This is a genomic window from Planosporangium mesophilum (assembly GCF_016863255.1).
GTDB lineage: Bacteria > Actinomycetota > Actinomycetes > Mycobacteriales > Micromonosporaceae > Planosporangium > Planosporangium mesophilum.
The window spans coordinates 37,504-59,062 of the sequence record NZ_BOON01000050.1 but is presented as its reverse complement, the minus strand read 5'-3'; the positions used below and the strand labels follow the sequence as shown (position 1 = coordinate 59,062).

The following is a 21,559-nucleotide window of genomic DNA, read 5'->3' as shown; positions in this document are numbered from 1 at the left end:
AAGTACAGGCGAATTCGGCAATCACCGCCGCTGTGGTCGTGTCCTGTCTCGCCGAGCTCCTTGCGCACACCGGTTGAACCCGCCCGGTCGCGTCCCACCTGATGCTTTACATGCCGGGTCAGCGCACGTCACGGACCGTATACCGGCACTGTTGATCGTTCCGCGAGGGCACCTTAGCCGATGTCCTCAAACGAGTCTTCTCCCGGACGCCAGCACATCCAGTGCCCGTCAGTGAAGCCGCTCAACAGTGCGATCTCGGGCCCCTCCACCTCGCCGACGCTCGGATGCAGGCAGATCGCCCCGCGATCGAACTCGACTCGAAGGCCGCGGCCAGTCTCTTCAACCGTCGCGACAACAAGCTGTGGTATGAGCGCTCGTAACGCGTCGGCGTACCCAACCTGCCCGGAGCTGATCGGGCCGGCCGGCGTTTCCACGACGGGCAACACGTCGCAGTTCAGGACCGGCATGTCCTGGGTGGGTCCGTCGAAGTGCAGCTGCACGTAGTCCATGACGAACTGAACTGAGTACAGGCGCAAGCCGACAAGGCGGCCCAGCAGTTCGTTCGGAACGTACGCAGCATGGTCTTGAGGCACGCGGCCATCCTGCCCGATCGCCCCTCGATCTACGCCCAAATCTGGACGACTCGTTGCAGCGCTGTTGACATTGACGCTGCGTGACGCCGGCGCCATCTGCCAAGATCTACCGTCAACTATCTCCTGGGACGGAATCGTCAAGCATCAGGTGGGACTCGGCACCGCCGCTGTGGTCGGCACCGCGGCTGTGGTCGTCCTCGACGACGATGCCGCTCCGCGGGTGATGCCGGTGTAGGCCCAGCGTGCCGCAGTTCGCAAGAGCGAGCGCTGGGCGCGCGCTTAGGGCTTGCGACGTCTGCGGCGCACACCTTCCCAGCCCCCGCGTCCACGGCCTGAATCTGGGTCAACCGGTATTGCGGCCGATGACGCAGTTCTTACCGGCTGCCCAATTGGTGAACCGGGCGTGGGCGCGCTGCCAAAGAACGCGACGGCGTTCGTAGGGCATTGCACGAGCGACGTGCGACCTGTCGTTCGCCTGCCGGAGTGGGGTCATGACTACTGGCGGTCGAAGTCGGCGGCCATCCTGGCCTGCGTTTCCAGCACCGCGTTGATGCGGGCCTGGATCGCGTCGAGCCGGCCGATGGTCTGGTTGGTGGCGTGGATGCCGTCGGCCACCGACCGGCTCGATGCCTGGATACCGGCGACCTGCTGGGCCACCCGCTGGGTGGCCTCGGCCGTCTCCCGGGCGAGTTCTTTGACCTCGCCGGCGACCACCGCGAACCCCTTGCCTATCTCGCCGGCGCGGGCGGCCTCGATGGTGGCATTGAGGGCCAGCAGGTTGGTCTGCTCGGCGATGCCACTGATGATTTTGATGACGTCGCCGATCGCGGCGGACGCCTGCCCAAGCGCCTCTACCTCGGTGGTCATGGCGCTGGATCCGCCCACGGCCTGTCCGGCGACCCGGCCGGCGTCGAGTGAGGCCTCGCGCAGCTGGGTGATCGTGTCGAGCAGGGCGCGCGCCTTGCGGGCGTCGTCGTCGACCCGCCGCAGCACGGCCAGTCGCTGGGAGACCAGTACCTGCACGTTGCGCAGCGCCGCTGCGCGCGAGGGCGACAGTTCGATCGTGTCGGTGGTGAAGAAGTCCATGGTGCCGATGACCCGGTCGCCGTCCATGATCGGAAAGCAGACCCCGGACCGGATGCCGGCGCGACGGGCGGCCGGCGCCCGCACACAGTCGGTGACGTCGGCGAGGTCACGCACGAACACCAGGTCCCGGGCCCTCCACGCCCGGCCGGACACGCCGACGCCCTCGGCGAACGACGCGGCGAGCGTGACCTGACGGAACTCGTCGCCGGCGGCGCCGGACTCGACGCTGAACCGCAGCACGTTCGCGGTCTCGTCCAGCGCCCAGAACGAGCCGTACGCCCAGCCGAAGAAGGTGCGGACGCTGTCGAGCGCCACCCGGATGGCGGTCTGCTGGTCGACTGCCTCACCGACCTTGGCCACCACATCGGTGACAGCCTCCCGGTCCTCGATGGTTTCCCGTAGCGCCTGAGTGGCCATCGCCTGGTTGCCCTCGAGTACCGCGATCCGGGTGATCGCCGCCCACTTGTCGCTGGCGAACGCGGGCAGCGGCTTTCGGCCGAAGAACTCCAGCACCGCGGTGACCACGTCGCCGTCGATCATCGGCACGGTGGCCCCTTCGACCATCCCGGCCTGGTGAGCGGCCTGCCACCGGGCGCACTGGTCACCGGCCGACGGCGTTTGGCTGATCATCACTGCCCGCCGGGCGGCCACCGCGGCGCCGAGCAGCCCGGCGTTGCCCGGCAGCGTGTCCGCCCCGGCGAGGGGCACCGACAGCACCGCCGACAGCTCGCCGATCTCGGCCGCGAGGGTGTAGCTGCCGTCTGGGTTGCGCGCCCACACCGCGCCGTAGGCGAGATCGAGGACCTCCACCAGTGAGGTGAGGGTCCTCATCCGCACCTCCTGCACGGTGGACACACCGGCGGCGAACTCGCGCAACAACCGTTCGAGCGCCTCGACGTCACGCGGCACGGGTGCCGCGACCGGCGCCGGGGTTGAGCGCAACCACATGGGCGGCAACCTTTCGGAAGACAATGCTCAGCAGCACGCGCGGCGGGAATCCGGGCGCACAACAGCACGTCGGCACGAAGGCGGCGAAGCTGAAGAATTTCCGCCGTTACGCGTGCCGCTGCAGTTAGGCATAGCCGGTGCGGTTGCTGCACTCCGCTGCTGTACGGCTCGCCCCAAGCCGGTTAATGGCCGCATCGGCAAGGCCGGTAGCTGGGGAGATGGAGCCGACGGCGGGACTTGAACCCGCAACCTTCCGATTACAAGTGCGGTGGAAGCCTTCCGCCGCCGTTCACCCGAGTCTGTCGACCGCGCTCGGCGGCGGGTTGTCATCCGCGCTGGTCCACCGCTGTCCACCTTGATACGTAGAGCTTGTGACATCTGCGTGACACCGCCTCCGGTCGCCCTGGCCCGCTTGGCGGTCTTGCGCGGACGGCGCACCTCGTCGCCGCCGTCCACCGTGACCACTCTGTTGGCGTCCAGTGTTGCGGTCAGGCCGGGGCGGTAAGCACTTTGCGCATCTCTCGAACTGTCTCCAGGAAGATCGCCGCTGTACCGCCGGCCCTGGGAGAGTTACGGAGGGGTGTCCGTCCAAGGCGCTTCGATGGTCGGACGTCTACACCGGCAGCGTCACCCTGCTCTCGGCGTGGCGCGGGTGATGGTGGTGGCGAGAGATCCCACCGTTGCGGAACTGAAGCATGGGCAAGCGGCTAGCCGTGTTTGCCAACGCCAACCATTCCCGTAGGTTCTTGGTCGGTGGGGAGCAGAATGACTCTCCCCGATCGACCCACGATCGACGAGACAAGTGGAGCACTGTTGCCACTACCGCAGTTAGGCCACGTCGGACAAGAGGCACTTGCGCGGGCCATCCGCGAACTCGACCCTGAAGGGGAGTTCGTCACCCTGGATGTGGACGCTAAACAGGTGACCTACTCTCCGCGGATTAGACAGCATGAGCTGATCCGTGACTACGTCGGTGAGGAAGAGCCCGTTCGTGCGTATCTCGTGGCTTGGCTGTGCACGATGGGTCTTTATCCGCCGGAAGCCCTGGAACTTGAGCGGCCTTATTCCTACGGTCGCGGAGGCCAAGCTCAGGTGGATGTGCGGATATCCCATGCAGATGCCCCTGAGAGGGCTTTCGCAATTATCGAGACCAAGCCGCCCGGTGACTGGGGCGGTTCCACCGACCCTCGGATTCGTGGCCAACTGTTTGCCCTCACTGCCGAGAACCCCGATACGAGCGTGCTTTCCCTCGTCACCGCGCAGGTTGGGGCGGACGGCCGCCCCTTCCTGAATACTGTCACCGTTGACTACCGACCTGGCTTGACGTTCCAGCGATGGGAACGGGACGGCCGTCCCCACGTCGAAGACTTCCCGGTCAATTATCAGGAGCCCACTCAGGTACCCTACGCGCCTGGAACTGACCGAGATCTGCGCACAGACCTCACTCGACCCCAACTCGATCGCATCCGACGAGAGTTGCACAACAAGCTCTGGGGTGGGTCCCGTGACGACAACCAGATTTATGCCTGGCTCGTACGACTATTTCTCACGAAGATCCACGACGAGAAGGTTACCAACGAGGGAGAGGCATACCGCTTCCAAGTGCGTCACCGCGGCACAGACAAGGAGTCGGCCTCGGATACCCTTAAGCGAGTCAACGAGTGTTACCAAGAGGCGTACCAGCGATACGTCGATCAAGACGTCACTCAGGTCGATCCTCTCGATGAGTCGCTCTACTCTGCTGAGGAGGTTCAGTGGGTCGTCGAGACCCTTCAAGGGTTCTCCCTAACAGCGGCCGGACGCACCACTGGGGACCTGCTCGGAACGTTTTTCGAGGCCATCACGCGTGAGGGATTCAAACAGAGTAAGGGCCTCTTTTTCACCCATTACAATCTAGCCATTTTCATGCTGGAAGTACTCGGCATCGGCGACTTGGCCGAAGAAAAGCTGACGAGCCGCGCCCACACGAACGACCGGTTACCATACGTGATCGACCCTTCCTGCGGAAGCGGCACATTCCTTCTCGCGAGCATGCGACTAATCAGTCAGCATATTGCCGAGCGGCGGCCTCAACTTTCTCGTAACCGGGACGTGCGGGAGCAACTTGCATCCAAGTTCCCCGAAAATGCGCCGAACGAATGGGCGAAAGAATTCATCTACGGCGTCGAAAAGCGCGAGGACCTGGCAATCTCAACGAAGGTGAATATGGTCCTTCATCGGGATGGCCATACGCATATCTACCACGACGACGGGCTAGCGGAACTTGACGCTCTGGCGACTAAACACCGCGAGCAGAAGTTCCGGGCTGGGCGAGATGCTGACGGGGTCTACGAGAAGCCCGTCGCCGAAACGTTCGACGTGGTGGTGACGAACCCACCTTTCAGTATCACGCTGGATGGGTCCGTAAAGGAGCGATTCGCTGACAACTTCCAACTCGCCGCGGACAGGAACTCCGAGAATCTATTCTTAGAGCGTTGGTACCAGCTCCTTAAGCACGGCGGAAGGCTAGCCGCCGTCCTCCCCGAGAGTTTCTTCTCTACGACCGAGAACCTGGCTGCCAGATTATTCTTATTCCAGCGCTTCAACGTACGCGCCGTTGTTAGCCTTCCCGTACATGCGTTCCAACCATGGACGCCCACTCGTACCAGTTTGCTTTTCGCCCAAAAGAAGACGCCAGCAGAGGAGATCGCCTGGACGGCGGCGTTCTCGGCCCACTTCGCCCAGATCACCGCCGATCGTGACGCCGTCTTGGCAGCTACACGAATAGTCATCAAGCCGGGGCAAAGGACAACTCCCGAACAGCTGGCCGCTCATGCCCGTACTGCAACCGCAGCGCTAGAGCGACTCGGTCTGCCAGTGCCCGACGGCGACCCTACTACGCAGGCATGGGCGGTCCAGGCACAGACGGCGGCGAAGGCGGTTAGCCCGGAGTCTTCCGCATTTGCCGCGACCGTTTACCAGATCGGTGGGGACAGCTACCTTGGCGTCATTGTCGGCGAGGTGGGTTATCGGCGAACTAAACGCGCAGAGAATGCATCCCGCAATGATCTATTCCACGCAGTGCAGCCTGACGGGGAGGGTGGTACCGAACCGGTACGCAATCTGAATGACGCGAAGAATGGTTGGCAGATCGTCGTTACGGACGGCGCCACCGATGCCCTCGCCGTGCTCCGGCGGGAGGCGCTATGGCGCTAACGCTGGTTCGGGTGACGCCGGAATCTGTTGCCGCTTCGGGTACGGCACGGCTTGATCCGCGTCACCATCACCTCCGTCAACTCGCGGCACCACTCCTCGACGCCCTTGCGGCAACGGACCGACTGGGTGCAATCGCTACCTTTACAAATGGCGTGAACCTTCCTCGGTCTGCCTATGCCGATGACGCAGACGACTCGTTTGCTCTTTACGCATCCGTCGCCCCGATCGCTCCCTTTGTGTTCCGTCAGGAAGCTTGCATACCGTTAGCCTGCTCGCCGCGAAACCCCGCCGTGATTGCTGGTACTACGATCAAAGCCAGTGACGTGGCTATCACAGAGCATGAAGTTCTAATCACAAGGTCCCGCGCATCAGCCCCCGGCCTCGCCTGGCCGGGAGATCTGGCGCCGCCGGACCTCGCGGTTGTCCCTGCTGGGTTCTTGATCCGTGTAGCCCTGCCGGAATCGGTGCCGCCTGGATACGTAGCCGCGATTTTGAACCATCCGACCTGGCGGCTACTCACCGCCGCCCTTGCGGCTGGAAAATCCCAGGACAACCTGAGCCAAGAATTGCTTAGTCCTGTTCCAATCCCCTCCCTTTCCGCTGAGGTCATGGAGAAGATAGCCGAGCGGTATCGACAAGCGCTCGCCGATATCGCGGCGATCTACGAGAGTGAGGCCGCCTTCTCCGCAGTCTGCGACGGCGTCCTCCGGGATGTCCTCGGCCTGCACTCCCCAACGGTTCCTAGCGGCCGAGTGCAGATCGCCACGGTAGCCCTAGCTGAAGTCGCCGCTACACGCGGACTACGCTGCGACAATCGCTGGCACAGCCCATCGAACACAACTATACGATCAATGCTTACTGCCCGGCCCACGGTACGGCTTGCAGACATGCTTGATGGCGTGCCAGTAAAGGGCCGCCAACCAATTTGGGCCGATGAGGACGAGATTGACGACGACACCCCTTACGCCGTCGCCACCATCACCATTCAATCGGGTATGATCGCTCGAGATCGAGCCAAACCGACCACTAAAAAGTCGGTCGAGAGATTCTCCGTCCGCACCGGGGACCTCCTGGTCTCCATGGATGGCGATGGCTCCCTCGGCAAAGCAGCTGTCTACGACGGTGACAAAGACGGCACAATAGACTCGCACATCGCACGCTGCCGCCTCTTAGGTGGACTAGAAGCCGCAGACGCCGCGAGCTGCTGGCTCAACAGCACTTGGGGTCGCGTGCAAACGACCAGTCTGATGACGGGTTCCACTGGTCAAACCCAGCTGAATCCTGCCGATCTGCTGGATGTACTCATTCCGGCGGATCTCGTCACCCGAGCTAATGAAATATCGGTCGCATATCGGGCAGCGCTTAGCGCGTTTGAGCCTGTGACTAGGCGGGCTCGCCGCATGATTTGTGCGGCTTCTGCCGACGTGACTGAACTTCTTGTCGCGAACGGTGCGATCAGACCCGGCGCGTTGGTTGATGAATTTACGGATCCGGACCAGCTCTTGCAAAGACTCGATGTGCTCTACCCAAGCACACGAGTGTGAGCTCCGGCGCATTGATTCCCGAACTGGCCGAGATGAAGTAGTTGGTCGAAAGCCAACGCACAATGTCGCCCAGGAGTTATCCCGTCTGCCTGTGCTTCGCAATGCCGGGCCGGCGCCCGGGTGTCAAACACGCTCCATCGTTTGACACCCGGGAGACGGGCTGGCATCCCTTCGGGCAGGCAGACGGGATAACTCCGGCCCAGCACCTCCACCGTCCGCCGCGGCAGACGCCCGGCGATCTTGCATCCCGGAGCCTGCCCGTCCGGCGAGGACATCAAAGCCCTTGCGGCGACGACCAGGAGCTGGCCGACGCCGCCGGGCCTGAACCGACATCGGCCCCGTGCCTCGATGGATCTTCTTCCGTCGAAGCACGGGGCCGCTTCGTGTGCGCGTCCGCCGCGGGCGGCCGCCGCGCCGCAGGTGAAGGCGGGCCGCCCAGCGGGCGGCGCGCTGGCGCGCTCTGCGCGCCCTTGATCTCGTAGGGAAAAGTTCATCCGGAAGCGGGACCGCACCTCGATCGCGTTCGGAAAGAGGAGGGACCACCACCTCGACACCTCTGGATATTGGCAGGTCACGGCGGATCCAGGAGAGCCGCGATGCCGGGTCCACCTGGGCCGACCGACAGCAAATTGGTCGTCGAGCTATAAGCCCGGAGCCGTAAGCTGATCCAGCCCCCGCCGATGCCAGCCGCGCCAGGAAGGACTGGGGACCAGAGACATCTCTGTATAGGGAGAAGGCCGGGGGAGGAAATGCAAAAACTGCCTGTCGAGCACGGTCACGGCCTCAGGGGTCTCGACAGGCACGCCTGGGTCACCCTGGCCGAACGGGAGGTCTTCAACCTCGTCAACACCTCCCTTGCGGTCCCCCACTTGGAGATCGAGGCCAGGTTGTGGGACGCAGGCACAACAGTCCCCGGAGCACCCAGGCGGGTCTCGTTCTTCCCGCACATCCTCAGTGAAGCAATCAACAACCTGGTGGCGGGAGGCAACCTCGAGCTGACGTCGCACACGACCAAGGGTGGAGCCACTGCCGAACTGTACGTTCCTCGCGACGCCCGGCGCCGCACCACAGCGATTAGCGCCGCAACACGCCGTAAGGCGATGCTATACGCTCGGTTTCTTAGGTGCAGCACAACGTTCGGCGCTGCGGGCGAGGCAGTCGTACGCACCTCGCTCATGGACGCGATGCCAGTCGGGTACCTACCCATGGTCGACAAGCCGGTCTTCGGCGAAGTACCCCGCATTGGGACTGCAGACCGCCTTCCCGGAGCCCTCGACTCCGGAGCGTGGTTGGTGATCAAGGACCGGGACACCGGCATTCCACTCCCTCCACACGCGCTGCTGGTGGAGATCAAAAACCGCCGGATGACCCTCTATCCTCGTCACAACGAGGTGCACCAACTCCTGCACAAGGCCGCCCTCGTCCAGGAGCAGCACCCCGACCTCGCTGTCGTCCCCCTCCTTATCTGCCGTCGCGGGCACGACCGACTCTTCTGGATGGCAAAGGACCTTGGCTTTCTCGTGCACGCGACGCGCGCTCAGTACTTCACGATGCCGGAGGACACGACCGAGCGTCACGTTGACGAGATGCGAAACGAGCTTGGCCTGGCCGACCTGAAGCTCGTCGCCCCCGACACACCGGCTCGCATCATTAGCCTCTTTACCTCGACGATTCCGAAGACCGCCGCTGCGACTGCCGCTCGCTGGTCCAGCGTTGGGTCCAAGCTACTACCTCACTACAAAGAGCTACGTCTCGATACAATCGATAACGAAACGCGCAACTCGACGCTCGCTACACTGCGCCTCGACGCCGAGGCGGAGCTAGCTGCCGCTGGCGTCAAGGACCCGATCCTCGCGTGGGCACTCGATCCTGAGGGCGACGCCGAAGGCGACTGGTACTGACCTCGGCCGTCCGGTGCACCCACGCCAATCGCGGCGTGAGGTGATCTGACCCGAGCGAGCCGGTGACGGTCCGGCCGGGTAAAACGTGGCGGCCACCGAAACGACGAACTCCGGTGGCCGCCGTCTCCGTGCAGCCGGAGCAGGATGGCACCAGGGTGTCGGTACGCGGGCGGATCCAGCCGCGTTTGGCGCAGTCGGCCTCAGCTGTGTCGTCAGCTCACCCAGTCCGCCCCACGCCAACCGACGCCACGGGGGCCGCCGACACACGGACGCCAGCAAATCGATACGCGCCACGGCGTGGCGCATTCCGTTATCTGGCCGCACACCCTAACGTCCACCCTCGGCACCAAGTCCGCTGCTTCTGCTGCGCGCTGCCCGCCTTCCGGCTGATCGATCCCGGAAGGAGGTGAGACACATGGCAGATCCGGGGGGCGAGGCGCTGAAGCGGCCACCGCGCCGTACGCCGCCGATCGTGACCGGTTGGCGGTTCGTGCGGGCGGGCCTCGAGGCTACGGCGCTGGTCACGGCGTACGAAAAGCACGGGGCCCTCGCGATGATCGCGAAGGCCCTCGTGGTGTGCGGTGACTCGGTGGTCGCGTTCTGGCAGGACCGCCACTGAGCACCCGGCTGGAGAGGGGCGGGAAGTTCCAGCTTCCCGTCCCTCTCGTCTTACGTCGCCATCTGCGCGGCCAATTAGCCGAACTAATAGCTACTGTATTGCCAGACCATACAGTCCTGTCTAGTCACGCACTACAGCGACACGCCAACGATCCACCAAGCGCATTCGACGTCAACGCTTGTGGGTGGTGCTCATCATCGCAGCTCAGCGGCCGTTGGCGCCGGTCACCGAGCATCATCCCGGACAGACGGCTTAGCCGATCAAGTAGACCGGGACTGGACAAGCAGCGACCTCGAGGCGGCCAGGTAGCTCCTGACATCGCTGGATCACGTGCCGGTCGGTTGCGCTGAACTCTCTGCGAGAAGGTGGATGCCGTCGTGAAGCCGGATCGCGACGTCCTGGGCATCGAGCGCGTCGAGTACCCGTACCGCGAAGGTCTCAGACATCCGGGCCGTGACGTCGTCAGCGGTCCACCAGCCGACGTTCGCGCTCTCCTCGGTTGGTCTGGCCTGGCCGCCGACGACACGTGCGCGGAACACGAGCGCGACTACACCTAGGTTGAGGTTCTTGTAGACGCCGGTGAGTCGGTCGGGCTCGACTTGGAGGCCGGTCTCCTCTTCGACCTCACGGCGGACCCCGTCAAGGATCGACTCGTGCAGTTCGAGAACGCCACCGGGGATCTCCCACTTGCCGTTATCGCGGCGCTGCACAACGAGAACACGACCGTCGTCGTTCGTTACGACCGCCGCGACGCTGACGGAGTGCCGGTTCGGGGACGTCATGTCTACTCCTCTTCGAAGAGGCAAAGGGCTGCCGTGGCGTCGTCATGTCGCTTGTGGCGAGACTGGATGCGCGTGTCGTCGGCGATTTCGGCCCGGCGCACCTGGCGGATCAGCTCCGCCGGACCGTGGACCGTGAGTAGGTCCAGCAAGCCGGGCCAATCGGTCAGCCGGAAATGCTCGACCGCACGGGACGCGCCGTCAGTGAGCAGGGCCGCCCGGCGCACCCTTGCTGGCCCTCGCAAGGGCAGAGTGCCCGTGACTGCCTCGAAAGCGGCCTGAGGGTTAGCCGCGGCGATCCAGTACCCGCCGGACTGGTTGATGTAGCGGTACTTGCCCGGCGTGTGCTGAGGCACGAGCGCCCCTACGCCTACGGACTGCGACCCGTCGGGTACCAAAGCCGCCTCGCGGAGCCGCGCGATCGTGTGCGCGAACCGTTCGTCGGCGATGACCTCGACTCCGCGTCCGCCGCAGTCCAGCACGAGCGGGCTGTCCCCGAGCACGAGGTACTCCACGTGCTCGCCGTCGACCCGAAGCAGGCACACCGTCGACGCCGGTGTACGCGGGCACGTCAGGTCGCAACCGTCGCCGTGGTCCCTGCGGAGCCCGTCGATGGCCACCGCCAGCAGCTGCGCGAGGCTCGCCGTTGGCATGGCGTCGTGTGCCTGGCCGAGGCGCGTGGCCAATCGCCGCACGTACCAGGCGGGACCGTGCCGGCAGCCGCTGTCCAGGCCCGGGTCCTCGGTCACCCCGTCGAGCACGCCGACTAGGTCGCCGTACGCGAACGCATGGTCTTCATTGACTGGACGGCCTGGTGCCGCCACGGACGCGAGCCGGACTTCCATCACGGCGACACGCTCGCCGCGGAGTCGTCGTCCCACCCGTAGCGCAGGGTCCAGAGGTGGCCGGCCATAACGTGGACGCAGACCTCCACCGGCCGGTCGTCGGCTGCGTAAGCGACGTGCCAGATCTCGAACACCGGCTGCGTGGCTTCAAGCTCAAGCGTCCGCTGCTCGGCGTCGTCGGGGACGCGGACGGTCACGTCCTCCGTGAACCGGACCGGCGCATGCCCGAGTTCGGCCAGCCGCCCGTACGAGCCCCCTTGGCCGGCGTCTTCCCGAAGCAGGGCATCGCTGCCCTTGGCGATCGACCACGGGTAGTAAGAGTCGGCGATCTGGGTCGGCTCGCCGTTGGCGTACAGCACCCGCCGCCGAATGAGGACGTCTTCGCTCTTGCGCAGGCCCAGGGTCCTCGCGATCGGCTGCGGGGCGGGTACGCGCCCGATCTCGCGGTACTTCGTCAGCGACTCGAGTTTGAGCTTGTTGACCTCGACCTGGCCGGCGCCCGTGCCTTCCATGCGGGCGGCGTACCGTCGCTTCGCATCGCGCGGGATGCGCGGCAGGCTGCGCACGGATGTGCCCGAGCCCCGGCGTACCTTGACGTCGCCGGAGGCGCGTAGCAGCGTGATGGCTTTGTTGACCGTCACCCGCGAGACGCCCAGTTCCTCCGCGAGCCGGGGCTCGCTGGGAAGCAGGCTTCCTGGCGGGTAGGTGCCGTTCTCGATACGCAGGCGCAGCTCATCGGCGATCTGCGCGTACTGCGACTTCGGCGTCTCGATCACGGTCACCAGCCCCTCGGCTGTAGGACGTCTTACCGGTTCAGTCTCAACCCTAGCTGTGGCCGACGGAATCGGCAGAACAGGTCTTCAGAAGATGTAAGACATCTTGCGTGTAGTCGATGCCAGACGTACTGTCATCGGCAAGATGTAAGACGTCTTACGGACCGCCTGGAGGCGAGCGTGGGAATCAACCCGAAGTCGATGATCCCGATCCGGTTCGAGCTGATGTTCAGCCACGGTGCGCAGCTCATCACCGCGATCGAGCCGGTGATGGAGTTCGAGAACGGCAAGTCGACCGGCCGGCAGAAGGTCGACCAGGGCACGGGTGAGCCGATCTGGTCGTGCACGGTGCTCGACAACGATCCGGACACCCGAGGTCCGGCCAAGAGCGTGAAGGTGCAGATCCTGTCGCGGGTGCAGCCGGTGCCACCTTCTCCGATCAAGGTGCCGGGCACGTCGATCGAGGTGACGCCGGTGGAGTTCGAGGGGATGGCGATCCGCCCGTACGTGGCGCAGGTGATGGAGGGCCGCTACAAGGTGGCGTACTCGGTGTTCGCCCGCGACATCGTCGCTCCGGCGCCCGCCGACTTCACCCCGGCCGGGAAGTGACCGGCCGACAGTTCAACAGCAACGCAGGGGCGGACCTCCTCCGCCAAGACGACGCCCGTCCCCTGCGCCCCTAACCCGATATCCGCTTCTTTCGAAGGGAGTGGGCTGTGAAGCCCATGCTAGTCAAACGCGCCCTCGAACGAGATGACGGCGCGTTGTGGCGGGCCTGCCACGTCTGCGGCGGCTTGGCCCCACTCACCCCGGACCTTGAGGTGTGCGACCGGTGCGCCGAGGTCATCCCCGCCGACACCGCCGCGTTCCTGTACGACCCGCACCACCGCACCGCCAACGACGTGCGGGGCCGGTCATGACCGCCGCGGCTGCGACCGTCGCTGCGCCGGACGCCGGAACCGGATCGGTTCCCGTTCTGCCACTGGCGGTCGGCCTGTACAGCAATCCGGTGTTCGTGCTGGCGATGCAGGTGCAGTACCGGCTGTCCCGGCTGCTGATTGGCACCGCCGGCACGGACGCGGCGTGGCTGGAGTCGGCTGCGGCCGACCTGGACGCCATCGCTGCCACTGGGCACCGCGACGCCGACCTTGCCGCCGAGACCGCGGGGATCGCCCGGACCGCTGCCGCGGCGTTGCGGGGGTGGTCGTGATGCCGCTGGTCAACGTGATCCGGGGCGAGCGCATCGACACGGCACCCCTCAACGTCCGCACCCCGATCGTGCGGCTGCCGATCTGGCTGGTGCTGTCCTGGTGGTTCCTCAAGGGCCTGGCCCTCACGCTGGTCCTGGCCTGCCGGTACTGGTACGTCACCGGCCCCGCCGCGCTGCTGCTGTGGCTGTACGTCGACTTCGGCTGGCTCGGCCCGGTCGGCCTGGTCGCCGGTCTGATCTGTGCCGGCTGCGGCTGGCACTTCGGCCATCGGTCGTCGTTCCTGCGCTGGGGCTGGTTTCCGGTGCTGGGCCGGTGGCGGCGCGGGGTGTACCGGCGGCGCTGGCACCCGGCCATGGCCACCGCCAAGCTCGCCGTCTCGTTCGATGGGCACACCGTCCTGCCGGTACTCAAGCGGGTGCGCTGCCGGCCCGGCTGCGACGAGCTGCTGGTGCGGATGGTGACCGGGCAGATCCCGGACGACTTCGCCGCCGCCGCCGAGCGGCTGGCGCACACGTTCGGTGCGCGGGCGGTCAAGGCCCTGCCCGGCCCCCGTTACGGCGAGGCACTGCTGCTGGTGATGCGCGGCGACCCGTTGGCGGCCACGGTCGGGCCGCTGCCGGTACCCGACGTGCCGGACTTCACCGCCCTGCCCCTCGGTATCCGCGAGGACGGCGAGATCTACCTGCTGTGCCTGTTCGGCACCCAGGTGCTCATCGTCGGGGCCACGGGTGCCGGCAAGGGCTCGGTGATCTGGTCACTGCTGCGCGCCCTCGCTGCGGGCATCCGTAGCGGGCTGGTGCAGGTATGGGGCCTGGACCCCAAGGGCGGCATGGAACTCGGCATCGGCCTGGACCTGTTCACCCGGTTCGCCTGCAAGAACGCCGAAGCGATGGCGGACATGCTCGACGAGGCCCTGGCCGTCGTGCAGGAGCGCACCGCCCGGCTGATGGGCCTCACCCGCCAGCACATCCCCACCGTCGACGACCCGCTGTATCTGATCGTCATCGACGAACTGGCCGCGCTCACCTCCTACGCCGACCGCAAAACCAAGGAACGCATCAAGTCCAGCCTCGGGCTGCTGCTCACCCAGGGCCGTGCCGTTGGCGTGCACGTGGTCGCCGCGATCCAGGACCCGCGCAAGGAGACCCTGCCCGACCGCAACCTGTTCCCCACCCGCATCGCCCTGCGCCTGTCCGAAGAGAGCGAGGTCGAGATGGTTTTCGGCAAGGGCATGCGCGACCGCGGCGCACTCTGCGACCGCATCCCCATGGCCACCCCCGGGGTCGCCTTCGTCGCCCTCGACGGCGACCCCACCCCGATGCGGGTGCGGTTCTCGTTCCTGACCGACAGGCAGATACGCACCATGGCCCGCACCTACGCCGCGCGCCCCGTCATCGACGGCCAGTGGACCGAAGGAGGTGCCGCATGACCACCACCGGGCGACCGGCGGGCGACCGCGCCGAGGGCGTCGTCCAGGTCGTCATCCTGCTCGCCGTGGCGGGGATGGCCGGCGCCGCGAGCTTCACCCACGTCCACGACTGGACCATGCACAACAGCCCCGCACACACCGGCGACTGGTTCGGCTGGGCCAACGCCATGGTCTCCGAGCTCATCCCGCTCGCCGCCGGTCTGGAGGTCCGCCGCCGACGCCGCAAGCACCTGCCGGTCGGCGCCTACCCCATCGCCCTGATCCTGGGCGCCGTCGCGCTGTCCCTGGCCGGCCAGTTCGCCGAAGCCAAACCCGGACCGTCCGGCTGGCTGATCTCCGCCGTCCCCGCCCTGGGCTTCCTCGCTCTCGTCAAGCTCGTCCTGTCTCGGCCCACGTCGTCCCCGGACTCCGTCCCCACCGTCCCGGCCTCAGCTTCCGTCCGGGACGAGCGCACCGACACCGGCCCCGTCCCGGACCGACAAGCCGTCGCCGTCCCGGCTCCGGCCCCGCTCGTCCCGGTATCGGTCCCGACCGTCCCGGTATCGGTCCCGACCGTCCCGGACGGTTATCCGGCGCCGCCGCTGGATCCGGCGTTGATCGCCGCTGCACGCACCGCTGCCGCCGACCACGAACGCGGTCACGGCCGCGTCATCACCCGCGACGCCTTGCGTGCCGCACTCAAGGTCTCCAACGCCACCGCCTCGGATCTGCTCCGGACACTGCGCACCGAACCAGCCACCCCGCCCGCCGTACCGGCCAATGGGGTCCGTCCCGACCTGGCCAAGGTGCCGGAATGACAGCGCTGTTCTACCTGGGCACCCACCAGCCGGGTTGGCTGGCCGCCGCGACCGTGCCGTTGTTCGTCTCCGACCGGCGGCTGCGCGGCTATCGGCATCTGCCCCGCGCCAGCGCAGCGTGGGCCCTCGACTCCGGTGGCTTCACCGAACTGGCCACGCACGGGAGTTGGAGCCACGGCCCGACCCCGTGCCAGTACGTGGCCCGGATCCGCCGCTACCGCGACGAGATCGGTCGACTGACGTGGGCCGCGCCGCAGGACTGGATGTGCGAACCCTGGATCGTTGCCAAGACCGGCCTGTCGGTGGCCGAACATCAGCGCCGGACCGTCGCCAATTACCAGCAGTTGCATGACCTCGCCCCCGACCTGCCCATCGTCCCGGTGCTGCAGGGCTGGACCGTCGCCGACTACCTGCGCTGCGCCGACCGCTACATCAGCGCCGGTGTCGACCTCACGGCTGCACCGTTGGTCGGCCTGGGCACTGTCTGCCGGCGCCAGTCCACCGCCGACGCCGGCCGCATCATCGGCGCCCTGCACGCCGCCGGCATCCGCCGGTTGCACGGCTTCGGCTTCAAAGTTCTCGGCCTGCGCCGCTACAGCCACCTGCTGGCGTCGGCTGACTCGATGGCCTGGTCGGTTGAGGCCCGTCGCAGCGCTCCGCTGCCCGGATGCACCCGGCACATCAACTGCGCCAACTGTCCCCGCTACGCCTACCGCTGGCGTGACCAGGTCCTCGCCGCGATCGCTACCCCGGCCGCCGAGCAACTGGCCCTGTTCGACGTCGCCTGACAACCCGGAAGGGAGGTACCCGCCGATGACCAGCACCGACCACACCGCCGCGGCGGGTACCCCCGCGGTACCCGGCATCGTCGGTCTGCTCGCCGACCTCGCCGGACTGCCCGCCGACGTGCACACCGGCGGCGCCGACCCGTACGGCCTGATCGCCCGCGCCACCTCGCCGGACTTCGGCACCTGGTACGGCCGGGCCGGTCGGCTGCGCGGCTGCACCCACCCGGTCCGCCTCTACGGGGGCTCCACCACGGTCGACGCCGCGACCGGCCGGGTCCTGGAGGTCTTCGACAGCACGAGTCTGCCGGACGGGGTGTTGTACAAGTCGTGCGGCAACCGCCGCGAACAGGTCTGCCCCGCCTGCTCTCGGGTCTACCGGTACGACACCTATCACGTCATCGCCGCCGGCCTGCGCGGCGGCAAAGGTGTTCCCGAGCATGTGGCCGAACATCCGGCGCTGTTCATCACCCTGGTCGCCCCGTCGTTCGGCCCGGTCCACACCGGACCCTCGCACCAACACGCCGCCCGCACCCGCTGCCGGCCCCGCCGCGACAAACCGCTGTGTCTACATGGCAAACCGGCCTACTGCTACGCCAGCCACGCCCACACCGACCGGGTCCTCGGCCGGCCGCTGTGCCTGGACTGCTACGACCACGCCGCCCAGGTCGTGTGGAATCACTTCGCCCCCCGGCTGTGGGACCGCACCATGACCCGGCTGCGCGCCCTGCTGCGCGCCGAGGCCAAGCGGCTCCGGGTACGGGTCGCGGTGCGGTACGCGAAGATCGCCGAGACCCAGCGCCGCGGCGTTATCCACTACCACGCCGTGCTCCGCCTGGACGGCTACGACAAGACCGACCCCGAGGCCATCCTTCCCCCGCCTGCGCAGCTGTCGGCTGAGACGTTTCGCCGTCTGGTCCTGGCGGCCGCGGCCGACGTCACCTACCGCACCCCACCGCACCCCGACCGGCCCGCCGGCTGGTTGTTGGAATGGGGCGCCCCCACCGGCGAGCACCGCGCCGACGTGCGCATCATCCGCCGCGGCATCCCCGACGCCGCCGTCACCGAACAGCACGTCGCCGGCTACCTCGCCAAATACGTCACCAAATCCACCGAGGTCACCGGCCTGGTCACCCGGCGGCTGACCGGCGACACCGTCGAGCACTACGCCGACCCCGACCGCCACACCGGCCGCCTCATCGACGCCTGCTGGACCCTCGGCCGCCCCACCCACACCCCGACCCGGCTCTCCGACCGGCCACAGCCCGACCGCCCCGCGCCCGGCCTCCGCGGCCGCTGGAGCTGCCCGGACTGCGGCCGGCCGACCCGGCTCGCCGCCTGCGCATACTGCAACCCCAGCGAACCGGCCCCCGACGCCGAGACGCCCACCGCTAGCGAAGGCAACCCGTATGCCGGCCTGCGGCGGTGGGCCCACCAGTACGGCCACGGCGGCCACATCACCACCAAGTCCCGCCGCTACTCCATCACCATGGGCGAACTCCGCGCCGCCCGGCAACGCCACATCACCGCTCATGCGTCCACTGGCCCGGCCGACCCCGACCCGGCCGACCACACCTCGACCACCGCCACCGAGCACGACCAAGACGCCACCGTCGTCATCGGCCAATGGCGCTACCTCGGCACCGGCTGGAAGACCATCGCCGACGCGGCCCTCGCCCTGGCCGCCGCCGACGCCGCCCGCTCGCGTACCCCCGTCGGCCTCGCCACCGCCTAGTACGCGCGCGTTCTTTGACAACTCCACAGCGACAGATCGCAGCCGCCGCACTCTACGGGCGGCTGCGCACGCGCCTCACCGCCCACTGCACCAGCATCACCAGACCACCGATCGCGGCCCCGACGAACGCCAATCCCATCCCAACCGGCCCCATGTCCTCACCGTAGGACGGCCGGCCAACACCCACCAGGAGATTCCATGCCTGCCCGACGACCCGCACCGAGCTTCCAGATCCGCGTCATCGGCCCCGCCGGCTGGGCCGAAAAGCTCCTCAACCACCTCGCCGAACAGGCAACGCCGCTATTCGGCCCGCTCGTCACCTGCACCACCCAGACCCGCCCGGCCCGCCGCCGCGGCCACGTCCGCGCCTACTTCACCGTCACGCCGAAGGAGGAGATTTGACCACTACGACGACCGAACCCCCGCGACTGGTCCGCGTCGAAGAAGCTGCGCGACTGCTCAACGTCGGGCGATCGCTGGCGTACGAACTCGTCCGCACCGGCCGCCTGCGCTCGTTGAAGCTGGGCAACCGGAGGCTCATTCCGCGTGAGGCCATCGAAGAAATGATTGCGGCACTCACCGACGAACAGGGGAGCCACTGATGCCGCCCCGCCGTCGGCTTCCGCCAGGCGCCAGATGGGTAACGCTGCCCAGTGGTGAACGCCGCGTCGAACTCGTCGTGGACGTCGGAACCGATCCGGCGACCGGCAAGCGGCGCCAGGTCCGCCGCCGCTTCAAGACTGTGGACGAGGCGGTCGCGGAGTACGCCAAGCTGAAGGGAGAGGTACGGACAGGGACTTATGTCGGGCAGTCGAGCTTAACGGTGGCGCAGGCGTGCGAGAACTGGCTCGCCGGCCGACGTGGTATTCGCGCGAAGACGGCCAGCTGTTACCACGACGCGCTCCGCCCCGTCATTACGACCTACGGAGCGGTCGCCGTTCAGCGCCTCACGAAGAAGGACATCGACGATCTCATCCCGCTGCTGGTGGCCGGCAAGCTACCGCGGTCCAACGGCAAGCCGAGACGGCCATGGAAAGCGCGAACTGTCAATCTGATGCTGTTCGTGCTCGGTAGCGTGCTGGACGACCTGGTCCGGCAGGGCGAGCTTGCACGCAACGTCGTAGCCTTGGTCGACCGTCTTCCGCAGGTCAAGCAGGAGATGCAGACCTACAGCCCGGCCGAAGTCAAGAAGGTACTCACGGCCGCCCGCCCTGATCGCCTCGAACCGGCCTGGTTACTCGCCCTGTCCGGGCTCCGCCGCGGTGAGATCTGCGGCATGCGATGGGCGGACGTCGATCTCAAGCGCCGGACGATCACGATCCGGGAGAACAACGTGGTGGTCGATGGTCTGCCCATGAAATCGGAGCCGAAGTCCGAGCGCAGCAAGCGGACCCTGCCCCTTACTGACGCCCTGGTGGAGGTCCTGAAACGGGCCAAGCGGCGCCAGGCCGCTGAACGCCGACGCGCTGGGGACGCGTACCGGGACACCGGCTATCTGGTGGTCAACGAACTCGGCGAGCAGCTCCACCCGGAGACGGTGGCGGACAAGTGGGACACGCTCGTCAAGAGAGCTAGCGTTCGCCGGATCCGTCTCCACGACGCCCGCCATACCTGCGGCACGCTGATGCATCTCCAGGGCGTCCCGGTCGCGGTGATCGCGGCCTGGCTAGGGCACGCCGACCCGGCCTTCACGATGCGGACCTACGTCCACTCGCAAGATCATGCACTCCACGACGCAGCCAGGGTGCTCGGGCATGTGACATCGGCGTGACATCGGTGCGACATTCGGTGCAGCCCCTGCCCGATCCACGGCGAAGAGACAAGGCCCTGAACTGGGAAAAGAGTGGAGCCGACGGCGGGACTTGAACCCGCAACCTTCCGATTACAAGTCGGGTGCGCTACCAATTGCGCCACGTCGGCGGACATACCGGCTCGCGGTACCCCTGAGATGGTACGCGGCCGTCGCCCCCGCCCGGAGTGACCCCGACGGTGCGCCGGAAACCGGCGCGACCCCCGACCGCGCGCCGGAAACCGGCGCGACCCCCGACCGCGCGCCGGAAACCGGCGCGCCACCCCGAATCCCGACCACGAGACCCGGACCGAACAGCGGCTTGGCAGGCGATCGGAACCCATCTAAGTTGTGTGGACTGGCCGTGACTACGGCCACGTCTTTCACTCGGATCGTCCGGCACGTTCCTGCCGGTGAAAGGGAGTACATCGTCATGGCTACGGTCAGGTACGACAAGGCCACCCGGATCTACCCGGGTACGTCCCGCCCCGCGGTTGACGGCCTTGAGCTCGAGATCGGCGACGGGGAGTTCCTGGTCCTCGTAGGCCCCTCCGGTTGCGGTAAGTCCACCAGCCTGCGGATGCTCGCCGGCCTGGAGGACGTGGACCAGGGCGCGATCTACATCCAGGACCGCGACGTCACCAACCTGCCGCCGAAGGCGCGGGACATCGCGATGGTGTTCCAGAACTACGCCCTCTACCCGCACATGACGGTGTACGAGAACATGGCGTTCGCCCTCAAGCTGCGCAAGACGCCCAAGCACGAGATCGACGTCCGGGTCAAGAAGGCCGCGGCCATGCTGCAGCTCGAGGAGTACCTCGGCCGCAAGCCGAAGGCCCTCTCCGGTGGTCAGCGCCAGCGGGTCGCGATGGGCCGCGCGATCGTCCGTGAGCCGCAGGTCTTCCTCATGGACGAGCCGCTGTCCAACCTTGACGCGAAGCTGCGGGTGCAGACCCGTTCGCAGATCGCGACGCTGCAGGCCGACCTGGGGATCACGACGGTCTACGTCACCCACGACCAGGTCGAGGCCATGACGATGGGCCACCGCGTGGCGGTCATGCTGGACGGCGTGCTCCAGCAGGTGGCGAGCCCGCGCGAGCTGTACGACAAGCCGGCCAACGTCTTCGTCGCCGGCTTCATGGGCTCCCCGGCCATGAACATCAAGAAGGTCCCGCTGACCGAGTCCGGCGCCAAGTTCGCCGACATGATCCTGCCGTTGGAGCGGTCGCAGATCGAGGCCGCCTCCGCCGACGGTGGCGACAAGCACGTACAGGTCGGCTTCCGACCCGAGGACACCGACCTGGTGGGCGCGGAGGACGGCGGCATGCCGATCCACGTCGACCTGGTCGAGGAGCTTGGTTCGGACGCGTACGTGTACGGCACGGTCGCGCTGGAGGGTCAGGACGAGCGGATCATCGTCCGGGCCGACCCTCGTAACGCGCCGAGCCTGGGCGACACGGTCTACGTCAAGCCGCGCGCCGGCCAGCACCACGCGTTCCACGCGGGGAACGGCCGCCGCCTCTGATACCG

At 66.9% G+C, this 21,559-nt stretch carries 20 protein-coding genes and 1 tRNA gene; 15 read left to right on the top strand and 6 right to left on the bottom strand.

Translation table 11 applies throughout. The features are described from left to right. Positions 1-173: 173 nt before the first annotated feature. Positions 174-593, bottom strand: coding sequence for a hypothetical protein (locus tag Pme01_RS24620; RefSeq protein WP_168115155.1), 420 nt, complete (start codon positions 591-593; stop codon positions 174-176). Between the two features lie 495 nt (positions 594-1,088). After that, entirely contained in the window at positions 1,089-2,627 is a 1,539-nt protein-coding gene (locus tag Pme01_RS31585; protein WP_168115154.1) for a methyl-accepting chemotaxis protein, read from the bottom strand. A 765-nt stretch (positions 2,628-3,392) separates the two neighbouring features. On the opposite strand from Pme01_RS31585, the gene Pme01_RS24610 reads away from it, so the two are divergent. The 4 genes from Pme01_RS24610 to Pme01_RS24595 all read left to right on the top strand — a co-directional run bounded on the left by Pme01_RS24610 (position 3,393) and on the right by Pme01_RS24595 (position 9,886). Then, positions 3,393-5,822: an HsdM family class I SAM-dependent methyltransferase gene (locus Pme01_RS24610; protein WP_168115153.1), complete on the top strand. Its 2,430-nt coding sequence runs from the start codon at positions 3,393-3,395 to the stop codon at positions 5,820-5,822. Between the two features lie 437 nt (positions 5,823-6,259). Beyond that, a complete protein-coding gene (locus tag Pme01_RS24605) occupies positions 6,260-7,366 on the top strand; it encodes a restriction endonuclease subunit S (protein ID WP_168115152.1) in 1,107 nt (368 codons plus the stop codon). A 749-nt stretch (positions 7,367-8,115) separates the two neighbouring features. Beyond that, positions 8,116-9,267, top strand: coding sequence for a hypothetical protein (locus tag Pme01_RS24600; protein ID WP_168115151.1), 1,152 nt, complete (start codon positions 8,116-8,118; stop codon positions 9,265-9,267). A gap of 415 nt (positions 9,268-9,682) precedes the next feature. Next, positions 9,683-9,886: a hypothetical protein gene (locus Pme01_RS24595; protein WP_168115150.1), complete on the top strand. Its 204-nt coding sequence runs from the start codon at positions 9,683-9,685 to the stop codon at positions 9,884-9,886. A 326-nt stretch (positions 9,887-10,212) separates the two neighbouring features. Here the strand turns inward: Pme01_RS24595 and Pme01_RS24590 are convergent, their stop codons facing one another. Genes Pme01_RS24590 through Pme01_RS24580 form a run of 3 tightly spaced genes read right to left on the bottom strand, consistent with a single transcriptional unit; the run spans position 10,213 to position 12,292 of the window. Continuing rightward, entirely contained in the window at positions 10,213-10,668 is a 456-nt protein-coding gene (locus Pme01_RS24590) for an NUDIX hydrolase (protein ID WP_168115149.1), read from the bottom strand. Positions 10,669-10,670: 2 nt separating this feature from the next. Then, complete coding sequence (locus Pme01_RS24585; protein ID WP_168115280.1) at positions 10,671-11,510, bottom strand: hypothetical protein; 840 nt, start codon at positions 11,508-11,510, stop codon at positions 10,671-10,673. Then, positions 11,510-12,292, bottom strand: coding sequence for a GntR family transcriptional regulator (locus tag Pme01_RS24580; protein WP_168115148.1), 783 nt, complete (start codon positions 12,290-12,292; stop codon positions 11,510-11,512). The genes Pme01_RS24585 and Pme01_RS24580 overlap by 1 nt, the downstream gene beginning before the upstream one ends. Positions 12,293-12,463: 171 nt before the next feature. On the opposite strand from Pme01_RS24580, the gene Pme01_RS24575 reads away from it, so the two are divergent. The 10 genes from Pme01_RS24575 to Pme01_RS24530 all read left to right on the top strand — a co-directional run bounded on the left by Pme01_RS24575 (position 12,464) and on the right by Pme01_RS24530 (position 20,011). Then, positions 12,464-12,892: a plasmid replication, integration and excision activator gene (locus tag Pme01_RS24575; protein ID WP_168115147.1), complete on the top strand. Its 429-nt coding sequence runs from the start codon at positions 12,464-12,466 to the stop codon at positions 12,890-12,892. Between the two features lie 107 nt (positions 12,893-12,999). After that, the gene (locus Pme01_RS24570) at positions 13,000-13,203 is read left to right on the top strand and encodes a hypothetical protein (RefSeq protein WP_168115146.1); all 204 of its coding nucleotides are present in this window, start codon (positions 13,000-13,002) and stop codon (positions 13,201-13,203) included. Then, complete coding sequence (locus Pme01_RS24565) at positions 13,200-13,493, top strand: hypothetical protein (protein WP_168115145.1); 294 nt, start codon at positions 13,200-13,202, stop codon at positions 13,491-13,493. Before Pme01_RS24570 ends, Pme01_RS24565 begins: the two co-directional genes overlap by 4 nt. Continuing rightward, positions 13,493-14,923, top strand: coding sequence for an FtsK/SpoIIIE domain-containing protein (locus Pme01_RS24560; protein WP_168115144.1), 1,431 nt, complete (start codon positions 13,493-13,495; stop codon positions 14,921-14,923). The genes Pme01_RS24565 and Pme01_RS24560 overlap by 1 nt, the downstream gene beginning before the upstream one ends. Next, positions 14,920-15,720, top strand: a complete 801-nt coding sequence (locus Pme01_RS31695; protein ID WP_308441111.1) for a hypothetical protein — start codon at positions 14,920-14,922, stop codon at positions 15,718-15,720. Before Pme01_RS24560 ends, Pme01_RS31695 begins: the two co-directional genes overlap by 4 nt. Further along, the gene (locus Pme01_RS24550; protein WP_168115143.1) at positions 15,717-16,508 is read left to right on the top strand and encodes a deazapurine DNA modification protein DpdA family protein; all 792 of its coding nucleotides are present in this window, start codon (positions 15,717-15,719) and stop codon (positions 16,506-16,508) included. The genes Pme01_RS31695 and Pme01_RS24550 overlap by 4 nt, the downstream gene beginning before the upstream one ends. A gap of 25 nt (positions 16,509-16,533) precedes the next feature. Then, positions 16,534-18,240 carry a replication initiator gene (locus Pme01_RS24545; protein WP_168115142.1) on the top strand — a complete coding sequence of 569 codons (1,707 nt, stop codon included), beginning with the start codon at positions 16,534-16,536 and terminating at the stop codon, positions 18,238-18,240. Between the two features lie 198 nt (positions 18,241-18,438). Then, on the top strand, positions 18,439-18,642 hold the full coding sequence (locus tag Pme01_RS24540) for a hypothetical protein (RefSeq protein ID WP_168115141.1): 204 nt from the start codon (positions 18,439-18,441) through the stop codon (positions 18,640-18,642). Further along, complete coding sequence (locus tag Pme01_RS24535) at positions 18,639-18,842, top strand: helix-turn-helix domain-containing protein (RefSeq protein WP_168115140.1); 204 nt, start codon at positions 18,639-18,641, stop codon at positions 18,840-18,842. Before Pme01_RS24540 ends, Pme01_RS24535 begins: the two co-directional genes overlap by 4 nt. A gap of 77 nt (positions 18,843-18,919) precedes the next feature. Beyond that, complete coding sequence (locus Pme01_RS24530; RefSeq protein ID WP_203935840.1) at positions 18,920-20,011, top strand: tyrosine-type recombinase/integrase; 1,092 nt, start codon at positions 18,920-18,922, stop codon at positions 20,009-20,011. A 73-nt stretch (positions 20,012-20,084) separates the two neighbouring features. Here the strand turns inward: Pme01_RS24530 and Pme01_RS24525 are convergent. Further along, a tRNA-Thr gene (locus Pme01_RS24525) sits at positions 20,085-20,160 on the bottom strand. Between the two features lie 302 nt (positions 20,161-20,462). Between Pme01_RS24525 and Pme01_RS24520 the strand changes: the two genes are divergently transcribed. Next, complete coding sequence (locus Pme01_RS24520) at positions 20,463-21,554, top strand: ABC transporter ATP-binding protein (RefSeq protein WP_168115138.1); 1,092 nt, start codon at positions 20,463-20,465, stop codon at positions 21,552-21,554. The last annotated feature ends 5 nt before the right edge of the window (positions 21,555-21,559 follow it).

Coding starts and splice junctions, on each gene's coding strand:
- Pme01_RS31585 (WP_168115154.1), bottom strand. CDS start 2,627: ATGTGGTTGCGCTCAACCCCGGCGCCGGTCGCGGCACCCGTGCCGCGT.
- Pme01_RS24610 (WP_168115153.1), top strand. CDS start 3,393: ATGACTCTCCCCGATCGACCCACGATCGACGAGACAAGTGGAGCACTG.
- Pme01_RS24600 (WP_168115151.1), top strand. CDS start 8,116: ATGCAAAAACTGCCTGTCGAGCACGGTCACGGCCTCAGGGGTCTCGAC.
- Pme01_RS24595 (WP_168115150.1), top strand. CDS start 9,683: ATGGCAGATCCGGGGGGCGAGGCGCTGAAGCGGCCACCGCGCCGTACG.
- Pme01_RS24590 (WP_168115149.1), bottom strand. CDS start 10,668: ATGACGTCCCCGAACCGGCACTCCGTCAGCGTCGCGGCGGTCGTAACG.
- Pme01_RS24585 (WP_168115280.1), bottom strand. CDS start 11,510: ATGGAAGTCCGGCTCGCGTCCGTGGCGGCACCAGGCCGTCCAGTCAAT.
- Pme01_RS24565 (WP_168115145.1), top strand. CDS start 13,200: ATGACCGCCGCGGCTGCGACCGTCGCTGCGCCGGACGCCGGAACCGGA.
- Pme01_RS24560 (WP_168115144.1), top strand. CDS start 13,493: ATGCCGCTGGTCAACGTGATCCGGGGCGAGCGCATCGACACGGCACCC.
- Pme01_RS31695 (WP_308441111.1), top strand. CDS start 14,920: ATGACCACCACCGGGCGACCGGCGGGCGACCGCGCCGAGGGCGTCGTC.
- Pme01_RS24550 (WP_168115143.1), top strand. CDS start 15,717: ATGACAGCGCTGTTCTACCTGGGCACCCACCAGCCGGGTTGGCTGGCC.
- Pme01_RS24545 (WP_168115142.1), top strand. CDS start 16,534: ATGACCAGCACCGACCACACCGCCGCGGCGGGTACCCCCGCGGTACCC.
- Pme01_RS24540 (WP_168115141.1), top strand. CDS start 18,439: ATGCCTGCCCGACGACCCGCACCGAGCTTCCAGATCCGCGTCATCGGC.
- Pme01_RS24520 (WP_168115138.1), top strand. CDS start 20,463: ATGGCTACGGTCAGGTACGACAAGGCCACCCGGATCTACCCGGGTACG.